The organism is Novimethylophilus sp., assembly GCF_036504375.1.
In the GTDB taxonomy this organism is placed as follows: domain Bacteria; phylum Pseudomonadota; class Gammaproteobacteria; order Burkholderiales; family Methylophilaceae; genus Novimethylophilus.
In genome coordinates this window covers 1-9,489 of record NZ_DASXVH010000077.1, presented here as the reverse complement: position 1 = coordinate 9,489, position 9,489 = coordinate 1, and the positions used below count along the sequence as shown (strand labels likewise).

Sequence of the window (9,489 nt, the reverse complement as noted above, 5' to 3'; positions counted from 1 at the left end):
CAGGCCAATCTGTCATTCATGACACCTCATGCGTCAGTGCGCGAGGCTATCGAAGCGGCGGCACCCAGGTTGCGTGAAATGTTGGGGGGCACCGGTATTGGCATGGGAAGCGTCTCCGTCAATGTGGGCTCTTTCGCCCAGCAGCAGCAAGCGCCCTCGCAACAGCAGGAGCAGGGCCGCGCATCCTGGCATTCGGCGGTAGCGGATGCTACCTTTTCCGGCGAAACGTTGACCACCTTCGTCCAGCCTTTGCGGGGGCGCGGCATGGTGGACTTTTTCGCATAACGATTTTCTCCGATAGCCGCGTTTGGCGGCTTCTTCTCCTGGCGCTTTGTGGCGCCTTTCTTTTTTATTTCAATGGGTTGTATGTGGTCAGTGAAAGGTTGCCGGCGATATGCGGCCGATTAATCGACCGCTCACCTGATAAGTCGCATAAAATAGATCAGCAAACCACTTGTTTTTTATATAAATTAAGTTTATAAACCGTAGCAAATAGGTAATTGTGGGCATGCTACGCCCTCATCGTATTAATTTTTGCTAACGGAGTCGATGCATGGCTAAGGATGACGGCGCAGCTACAGAAGTTTCTGCACCTAAAAAGAAGAAGTTGCTGGTCATTATCATCGCCGCCGTGCTGATAATAGCCATCGGCGCTGGCGCCGGCCTGATGCTGCTGAGCGGCAAGAAAAAGCGAGGCAAGGATGACGCCCCGGCGGAAGAAGTCCATGCCAAGGCTGTGGTGGTTCCTTTCGAAGAAAAGTTTACCGTTAACCTGCGGTCCGAGGACGGCAGCAACCACTTCATGCAAGTGCCGAAGATTGAGTTGGAAGTGTTTGACGAAGGTGTTGCCAAAAGGATCGGAGAGTCCAAATCCAAGGTTAGCGATCGCATCAGCAGCACATTGCGTGGAAAAACCATGAAGGAAATGCTGGAGCCGGGCAGCGATATCAAGCTCAAAGAAGAACTGCGCACGGTAATTAACGAAACTATCCAGATAAAAGATAAAAACAAAGGGGTCAGGGAGGTGATTCTGCCCGCCTCCTATATCGTGCAGTAACGAGCCGGCGAAAGTTTAACAGGCGATTAAAAAGCAATGTCCGACGATATCCTGTCACAGGAAGAGGTCGATGCCCTGCTGAAGGGCGTTACCGGCGAATCCGATGCTGACGACAGCGCGGCAGAGGATACTGGCGGCCCAAAGACTTACAATCTTGCAAGCCAGGACAAGATCGTGCGTGGGCGCATGCCCACGATGGAAGTCATCAACGAGCGTTTCGCGCGCAATTTCCGGATCGGGCTGTTCAATTTTACGCGCCGTACTGCAGAAATATCCGTTGGCCCGGTCAAGCTGATGAAGTACGCGGAATTCGTCCGCAACCTGGTTGTTCCCACCAACCTCAATATGGTGCACATCCATCCGCTGCGCGGTACCGCATTGCTGATTTTTGACCCTAATCTGGTGTTTCTCGTCGTAGACAATCTGTTCGGCGGTGACGGGCGTTTCCATATGCGCGTGGAAGGGCGCGATTTCACGCCGACAGAGCAGCGTATCATCCAGAATCTGCTCGGTGTCGCGATGGACGAACTGAAGAAGGCCTGGGAGCCGGTTTATCCGATAGATTTCGAATATATACGCTCCGAAATGAACACGCAGTTTGCCAATATCGCCACCCCCAGCGAAGTCGTGGTCACGACCACATTCAATATCGAACTTGGCTCGGTCAGCGGCGATTTCCACGTATGTTTGCCCTATGCTATGATTGAACCGATACGCGATCTGCTTTATGAGGGTATGCAAGGCGACCGCATGGAAGTTGACGAGCGCTGGGTCAATTTCCTTTCCAGCCAGGTGCAGTCTACCGAAGTCAAGCTGGTCGCGAATTTGAGTCAGGCCGAATTGACCGTGCGCGAACTGCTGGGAATGAAAGTGGGCGATGTGATTTCGCTCGATATTCCAGAATCCATTACGGCAAGCGTGGAGGGGGTTCCTGTGCTGGAGTGCGGATATGGTGTGCATAAAGGCCAGTACGCGCTGAAGGTCAAACGGTTCCTGACGGCTGAAGATACGGTAACAGGATAGCCCAATGGCTGAAGAAGAGGCGAGCGCAGCTCCGGACGAGTCCGGCGAGAATGAACAGTTCACCGCTGACGATTGGGCGGCTGCCATGGCAGAACAAGCCTCGGCTGAGGCGCCAGCGCAAGCCGCTGAACCACCTCCGCTGGCTGCGGCTGTATTCGATAACCTGAGCGCGGACTCCGGGCTTCCTCCGGAAGCGACCAAGAATCTGGAACTGGTGATGGATATCCCGGTGCAGATGACGGTTGAGCTTGGCCGTACTCGCATGCCGATCCGCAATCTGCTGCAACTGGCTCAGGGGTCCGTCGTGGAGCTGAATGAACTGGCCGGCGAGCCTTTGGATGTATTCGTCAATGGATGCCTGGTGGCGCAAGGCGAAGTTGTAGTGGTCAACGAAAAGTTCGGCATTCGGCTCACGGATATCATTACCCCTTCCGAGCGACTGAAAAAACTCAAATGACCTCGGCGCTGGCTTGGGGCGGTCGCATAGTCGTCGCAGGATCTCTTTTTCTTCTCCCTTCTCTGTGTGTCATGGCGGCCGATCAGGCCACCATGCCTATTTCCGCCTCGCCCCTTGCCGGCACCCTGCAGATGTTGTTCGGGCTGGGTATAGTGCTGGCTGCCATCGCCGGCACGGCATGGCTGCTGCGGCGGCTGGCGCCGGGGCAAGTGGGTAGTGCCGGAAATTTGCATGTGGTGGCCGCAGTTGCGGTCGGCCCCAAGGAACGTGTGGTGCTGGTGGATGTCGGCGAAACCCGCCTGGTGTTGGGTGTGGCTCAGGGGCAGGTGACGCTTTTGCATGAAATGCCACGGCCGGCAAATGCTGGGTTGGCGCAAAATGGATCCGCCGCAATGCCTTTTGTCGACAAGCTGAAAGAACTGATTGCCTCGCGTGGAGTATCGAAGTGAAGCGCTCTGCTTGGTCATGGATGATTGCAGGATTGGTTTTACCGACTCTGGCGTTTGCCGAGCAGGGCATCCCGGCCTTTACCAGCGCCCCGGGGCTTGGCGGGGCTACCAGTTATTCGCTCTCGCTGCAGACGCTGATTCTGCTCACTGCGCTGACTTTTCTGCCGGCGGTATTGCTGATGATGACGGCATTCACCCGCATCGTAATCGTGCTGGCATTGTTGCGGCAGGCTATCGGTACGATACAATCCCCGCCCAATCAGGTGCTGATCGGGCTATCGTTATTCCTTACTTTTTTCGTGATGGGGCCGGTGTTCGATAAGATATACACTGGGGCTTACCAGCCTTATGTCGCCGATAAAGTTAACCTGATGCAGGCCCTGGAGCAAGGGGCGGAACCGCTCAAGGAATTCATGCTGCGTCAGACGCGCAAAGATGATCTGGCATTGTTCGTCAAGATTTCAAAGAGCCCTCCGTTGCAAGGCCCCGAAGCCGTACCGCTGAAGATTCTGGTACCGGCCTATGTGATTTCGGAACTGAAAACGGCTTTCCAGATTGGCTTCGTGATTTTCATCCCATTCCTTATCATCGACCTGGTGGTGGCCAGCGTACTGATGTCGATGGGCATGATGATGCTGTCGCCGGTGACGATTTCATTCCCGTTCAAGCTGATGCTGTTCGTGCTGGTGGACGGTTGGAGCCTGATTATTGGCTCTCTGGTGCAAAGCTTCTACGTATGATGACTTCCGGTACAGTACTCACCATAGTCGAGCAGGCGCTCGAGGTGGGAGTGTTGCTGTCCGCGCCCATGCTGGGGGCCGCGCTGGTGACTGGATTGTTGATCAGCCTGTTCCAGGCCGCCACGCAGATCAACGAAATGACCCTGTCCTTTATTCCAAAGTTGCTGGTGCTGGTGCTGGTGCTGATCGTTACCGGGCCATGGATGATCAACCTGATGGTGGATTACATGCGTCGCCTCTTCATTAGCATTCCTGGATTGATCGGTTAGCGGTCCGGCGGACGCATGCTGACCGTCACCTCCGTTCAGTTGAATGCCTGGCTGGCTGCGTTTTTCTGGCCTTTTTTCAGGATCATGGCCTTGGTAGCCTCGGCCCCGTTATTCGGCGCGCGCGGCATCCCTGCGCGCGTCAAGGTGGCGGTGGCATTTTTGCTGACGATTCTGGTTGCTCCGTTATTGCCGGCGATGCCCAATGTACAGCCGGCTTCGGCACAGGGTTTGTTCGTTCTGATTCAACAATTGATGATCGGCTACGCCATGGGGCTGACCATGCGGCTCGCGTTCAGTGCGATGGAAATGGCGGGACATATTATCGGTTTGCAGATGGGATTGGGTTTCGCCACTTTTTTCGCTCCGCAGAGCGCTGCGCAAATTCCGATTCTCGGACAATTCCTCGGTGTTATGGCAATGCTGCTATTTCTGGCCTTGAATGGGCATCTCATGGTAATCGCAGCCCTGGTGGAAAGTTTCAATACGCTGCCCATAGGCATATCGGAAGCGATCATCAGCTGGAAAGCGCTGGTGTTGGCAGGCAGTAATATATTTTCCTGGGGGCTGGTATTATCAATGCCGGTGCTGGCTGCGTTAATGCTGACCAATATTGCGCTTGCGGTATTAACACGGGCTGCGCCGCAACTCAATATCTTTGCGGTTGGTTTTCCGATTACATTGGGGATAGGATTTATCGTGCTGGCTTTTTCATTGCCTTATTTTTTGCCTTTGTTCAGTAGTATGGTGGAACAGTCGGTGCAACTCATGTTGAATCTTGCAAAGCCGGGTATCTGATCGATGACAATACAAGAGCGTGAACAGAAGGCGCTGGATGCCTATCTCAGGCTGATCAGGGGTAAAGGTGCGAGCGTCGCTAATCTGGCGCGCCGCAAGACATTGTTGGAAAGGGCTCTGCCACAGCTATCCGGGCAGACTGCGGATGGGTTGGCCTACCGGGAGGTGATTGACGAGGCATTGCTGCATACTCCACGCGAGGATTGGCCATTTTTCCTGGCCGTGACGCGGGAGTATTACTATTTCTGGGTGGATGACTTCAAGGCGATTGCAGCCTTGAACTCAAGCGACGGATTTGTGATGGAAGCCGCCGCCGCTTATGTGCGTAACGAAGAAAGCTTCAAGCAGATATGGAAACGTCTGGATGACGAGAAATTCGGCGTTGCGGAAATGTGGCCGCTTAAGGCATACAAGGCAGCGTTGCGCGAAGCCGGTGCGGAGAAATCCGTGATGGAGACCAGGGAAAAACTGGTCAAGCTGCTATTGATCGATTTGCGCGAAGTGGAAGATAAGAATGGAAAAACTTACCGTGTTGCAGTGGATGCGTTACAGCCGTTGTTCGTCATGAAAGAAACCCGGTACCTGTTTCTTGCCGTGGTGCGCGAATTCTACTATTTCTGGATAGGCGACCCGGATGCGGCCAGCCATATCCTGCTGGAATAGCGGGTTCCGCAATCATTTTTCCGGCTTGATTTGATCTAAAATTTTTTCTATCCTGTCGCACAACGTCTTCAGAATTTTTATGCGCGCAAAATTCTTGTCATTGGCCTCGATGATGGTCCAGGGCGCGTAATCCGTGCTGGTGCGATCTATCATGTCGCATACAGCCATCTCGTAGGACTCCCATTTTTCACGATTGCGCCAGTCTTCCTCGGTGATTTTGAAGCGTTTGAAAGCGATGCTTTTACGCTCTTCAAAACGGCGCAATTGTTCTTCCTTGCTGATTTGCAGCCAAAACTTGACCACCACGAACTGCTTGCGTGACAGTTGTTCCTCGAAATCATTGATTTCACCATAGGCTCTCATCCAGTCGTATTCGGAACAAAAGCCTTCGACCCGTTCCACCAGTACGCGGCCATACCAGGAGCGATCGAACACCGTAACGCGTCCATGTCGCGGCACATGGCGCCAGAAACGCCATAAATAGGGCTGAGCGCGCTCTTCCTCGGTGGGTGCGGCAATGGGATTGACACTGAATATCCGTGCATCGATGGCTTGGGTAATGCGACGAATGCTGCCTCCCTTGCCAGCCGCATCGGAGCCTTCAAAAACGCAGACCACTGAAATCTTTTTGAAGCGCGGATCCCGTGTCAGCGTATTGAGTTTGCCTTGAAAGTCTTCCAGTTTCTGTTCATATTCCTTTTTATCGATTTTTTTCGACAGATCGAGTTTGCTCAGGATATGCAGGCTATCTACCGGCGCGATGAGGGGTGGTGCGCTGGCAATATGGACTTTGCTCTCCGGCGTATCAAGCCGCTTGCGCATGGCTTCCAGCAGCTGTTTTCCTACTGTCAGATTGCGATAATTGGCATCATAGCCTTCGACGATGATCCAGGGTGCGGCGGCGGTACTGGTTTCTCTCAGCACATGCTCCGAAATAGTGCGGAACTCGTCGTACATTTTCAAATGTTTTTTATCCAGATCGGTAACGCGCCACCGGGTATGGGGATCTTTCTCCAGTTTATCCAGGCGGTTTTTCTGTTTTTCCCTGGATAAATGAAACCAGAACTTGAGCACCAGGGCGCCTTCATCGGTGAGCATTTTCTCGAAACGGACGATCTCGTCCAGCGCCTTGGTGAGCCCCTCGTTCTTGATTTCCCCGTATGCACGCTTGATGATCGGGTCGGTATACCAGGAGCCGAAATTGATTCCGATCTTGCCCTTGGGCGGCAGGGCGCGCCAGTAGCGCCACATATGGGGGCGTTCGGCTTCTTCGTCTGACGGCTGGCCAAAAGCATGAGTATGGATGTTGCGCGGATCCATCCATTCATTGAGCAGATTGGCGGTTTCTCCCTTGCCCGCGCCATCCACGCCGCCAATTAAAATAATTACAGGGAATTTCTTGAGTTCGGCCAGATCGTATTGCGCATCCAGCAGGGCTTCGCGTAGCGCCGGAATTTCTTGTTTGTAGGTTTCCTTATCAATCGTGTGGCCCAGTTCAGCAGATTCGAACATGATGCTCTTCCTTTAGGACTTAACCCCATATTCCATAAGTTTAAGTTTGCAATTGAAGATGAACAAGACATTTCCATCTTTAAAATGCACCAACTTAGACCTCGTCATGGTGCATTGCACATAAATGGTGCATTTTTTGAAATTGGGCGGAAAATAAGTATCACAGATACAGGAGGTTACATATGTGGTATCGATATTGCTTTTATCCCGCAAAATTTTAATGGGGAGAAAATATGGAAACGCATAAATATGCGGGTGACGTGCTGTTCATTTTGCTCGGTGCGATCATGGTATTGGCGATGCATGCCGGTTTTGCCTTTCTTGAAGTCGGTACGGTGCGTAAAAAAAACCAGGTCAATGCGCTGGTCAAGATCATGGTGGATTTCTCGATTTCAACCATTGCCTATTTTTTTGTGGGTTATGGCATCGCCTATGGAATGAATTTTCTGCAAGGTGCGGAAGTCTTGGCGGAAAAGAGCGGTTATGAACTGGTGAAATTCTTTTTCCTGCTGACTTTTGCCGCCGCCATCCCGGCGATCGTTTCTGGCGGCATTGCCGAACGCATGAAATTCAACCCGCAGATCGCCGCGACATTTATTCTGGTGGGTATGGTTTATCCATTCTTCGAGGGTATCGCCTGGAATGGCCATTATGGCTTCCAGGATTGGCTCAATGCCAGCTTCGGCGCAAAATTCCACGACTTTGCCGGTTCCGTTGTGGTGCATGCCATGGGGGGCTGGATCGCGCTCGGTGCGGTACTCATGCTGGGAGCCCGGCGCGGGCGCTACGGCAAGGATGGCCGCTTGCATGCCTTCCCGCCGTCCAATATTCCCTTTCTGGCCTTGGGCGCCTGGATTCTCACTGTCGGCTGGTTCGGCTTCAATGTCATGTCGGCGCAGACGCACGATGCGGTGAACGGGCTGGTAGCAATCAATTCGCTGATGGCGCTGGTCGGCGGTACGCTGGCCGCGCTGGTGGCCGGGCGCAATGACCCCGGCTTTGTGCACAACGGCCCGCTGGCCGGCCTGGTGGCTGTCTGTGCCGGTTCGGATGTGATGCATCCGTTGGGCGCACTGGCTACCGGGCTGGTTGCAGGCGGCTTGTTCGTATGGGCCTTCACGATGACGCAGAACCGCTGGAAAATCGACGACGTATTGGGCGTATGGCCCTTACATGGCCTGTGTGGCGCCTGGGGTGGTGTCGCTGCCGGTATCTTCGGGCTCAAGACCTTGGGCGGAATGGGCAACGTCAGCTTTATCGCCCAGCTGATAGGTACCTTGCTAGGCGTTACCATCGCCTTTGTCGCAGGTTTCGCTGTTTATGGAGTGCTGAAAGTCGTGGTGGGGATACGCTTGGACGCAGAAGAGGAATTCGAGGGTGCGGATCTGACTATCCATAAAATCACAGCAACCCCGGATACCAATACTGAAGAATAGCGATGTGAATCGCCCCGTCCCCACTAGACACTTTCGAGCCTGCTGAAATACTGCCTCTCGAACTCTACCGGAGACAGGCTGTTGTTGTAACCATGTCGTCGGGTTGGGTTGTAAAACATCTCGATGTAATCGAATACATCCCGGCGCGCTTCTTCACGATCAACGTAGATTCTGCGCCGGATGCGCTCCCGTTTCAGTAACTGGAAGAAACTCTCTGCCACCGCATTGTCGTGACAGTTGCCCCGGCGGCTCTGGCTGGCCACCAGGTTGTGCGCTCGCAGGAAATGCTGCCAGTCGTAGCTGCTGAACTGGCTGCCCTGATCGGAATGCACGATGACCTCCTGCTTGGGCTGGCGTCGCCACACGGCCATCATCAAGGCATTGATCGCCAATTCGCTTTCCATGCGCGGCTGCATCGACCAACCGATGACCTGCCGTGAGAACAGGTCCAGCACCACCGCCAGGTACAGCCAGCCCTCGTGGGTACGGATGTAGGTGATATCCGTCACCCACACCCGGTTTGGCTCCGTGATATCGAACTGCTGCTGCACATGGTTGGGCGCCACGACCGAGGGGCGGCCGTAACGCTGTCCAGGACGGCGCCGATAGCCAGTCTGGGAGCACAGCCCCTCCATGCGCATCAGTCGATAGACGCGATGCTTGCCGCAGCGCTCGCCCAGGTCGCGCAGATCGTCAGTAATCTTGCGATAACCATAGATGCCGCCGCTCTCCAGCCATGATTGCTTGATCAGCCCCAGCAAGCGTTGGTTCTCTTGCTGACGTTTCGTGCCTGGCGCGGCGCGCCAGGCATAGTAGCCGCTGGGATGTACCGCCATCACCCGGCACATGCGCCGCACCGAATGCTGGGGTTCATGGTCCCGAATGAACGCGTACCTTACCGGGATTCTTTGGCAAAGTACGCGGCGGCCTTTTTTAGAATGTCGCGTTCCTCCGTGACCCGCTTCAGTTCCGCCTGTAGACGTCGCAATTCGGCTTGCTGGCTTTGGGCTTCGATGCGAACTGGAGCTGGCTGGCTGTACTTCCTGACCCACTCGTACAAGCTGTGCTGCGACACACCCAGCCGGGCG

12 protein-coding genes are annotated in these 9,489 nt (G+C 54.2%); 10 read left to right on the top strand and 2 right to left on the bottom strand.

The genetic code is table 11. From position 1 onward, the window contains the following. The 9 genes from VGK14_RS11165 to VGK14_RS11125 all read left to right on the top strand — a co-directional run. The coding region (locus tag VGK14_RS11165; RefSeq protein ID WP_331509167.1) for a flagellar hook-length control protein FliK at nucleotides 1-285 on the top strand (285 nt) is incomplete at its 5' end. A gap of 268 nt (nucleotides 286-553) precedes the next feature. Beyond that, complete coding sequence (locus VGK14_RS11160; RefSeq protein WP_331509166.1) at nucleotides 554-1,057, top strand: flagellar basal body-associated FliL family protein; 504 nt, start codon at nucleotides 554-556, stop codon at nucleotides 1,055-1,057. Nucleotides 1,058-1,093: 36 nt separating this feature from the next. Beyond that, the gene (gene fliM, locus VGK14_RS11155) at nucleotides 1,094-2,080 is read left to right on the top strand and encodes a flagellar motor switch protein FliM (RefSeq protein ID WP_331509165.1); all 987 of its coding nucleotides are present in this window, start codon (nucleotides 1,094-1,096) and stop codon (nucleotides 2,078-2,080) included. Between the two features lie 4 nt (nucleotides 2,081-2,084). After that, nucleotides 2,085-2,537 (top strand): flagellar motor switch protein FliN, encoded by a 453-nt coding sequence (gene fliN, locus VGK14_RS11150; RefSeq protein WP_331509164.1) that lies wholly within the window; start codon nucleotides 2,085-2,087, stop codon nucleotides 2,535-2,537. A gap of 71 nt (nucleotides 2,538-2,608) precedes the next feature. Further along, on the top strand, nucleotides 2,609-2,986 hold the full coding sequence (gene fliO, locus VGK14_RS11145) for a flagellar biosynthetic protein FliO (RefSeq protein ID WP_331509163.1): 378 nt from the start codon (nucleotides 2,609-2,611) through the stop codon (nucleotides 2,984-2,986). A gap of 20 nt (nucleotides 2,987-3,006) precedes the next feature. Continuing rightward, nucleotides 3,007-3,726 (top strand): flagellar type III secretion system pore protein FliP, encoded by a 720-nt coding sequence (gene fliP, locus VGK14_RS11140; RefSeq protein WP_331509169.1) that lies wholly within the window; start codon nucleotides 3,007-3,009, stop codon nucleotides 3,724-3,726. Then, nucleotides 3,726-3,995 (top strand): flagellar biosynthesis protein FliQ, encoded by a 270-nt coding sequence (gene fliQ, locus VGK14_RS11135; protein WP_331509168.1) that lies wholly within the window; start codon nucleotides 3,726-3,728, stop codon nucleotides 3,993-3,995. The genes fliP and fliQ overlap by 1 nt, the downstream gene beginning before the upstream one ends. A gap of 15 nt (nucleotides 3,996-4,010) precedes the next feature. Further along, nucleotides 4,011-4,790 (top strand): flagellar biosynthetic protein FliR, encoded by a 780-nt coding sequence (gene fliR, locus VGK14_RS11130; RefSeq protein WP_331509162.1) that lies wholly within the window; start codon nucleotides 4,011-4,013, stop codon nucleotides 4,788-4,790. Between the two features lie 3 nt (nucleotides 4,791-4,793). After that, on the top strand, nucleotides 4,794-5,453 hold the full coding sequence (locus tag VGK14_RS11125; protein ID WP_331509161.1) for a hypothetical protein: 660 nt from the start codon (nucleotides 4,794-4,796) through the stop codon (nucleotides 5,451-5,453). Nucleotides 5,454-5,465: 12 nt separating this feature from the next. Here VGK14_RS11125 and pap read toward each other — a convergent pair whose 3' ends face one another. Next, complete coding sequence (gene pap, locus VGK14_RS11120) at nucleotides 5,466-6,965, bottom strand: polyphosphate:AMP phosphotransferase (RefSeq protein ID WP_331509160.1); 1,500 nt, start codon at nucleotides 6,963-6,965, stop codon at nucleotides 5,466-5,468. A 233-nt stretch (nucleotides 6,966-7,198) separates the two neighbouring features. Between pap and VGK14_RS11115 the strand changes: the two genes are divergently transcribed. Further along, on the top strand, nucleotides 7,199-8,401 hold the full coding sequence (locus VGK14_RS11115; RefSeq protein ID WP_331509159.1) for an ammonium transporter: 1,203 nt from the start codon (nucleotides 7,199-7,201) through the stop codon (nucleotides 8,399-8,401). Between the two features lie 23 nt (nucleotides 8,402-8,424). On the opposite strand, the gene VGK14_RS11110 is transcribed toward VGK14_RS11115, so the two are convergent. Then, nucleotides 8,425-9,489 (bottom strand): IS3 family transposase gene (locus tag VGK14_RS11110; protein ID WP_331509158.1). Its coding sequence is split into 2 segments (ribosomal slippage), with 1,066 coding nucleotides annotated over them: nucleotides 8,425-9,329 and nucleotides 9,329-9,489; the frame shifts between segments, so codons are not numbered across the junction. This gene is flagged as partial in the annotation.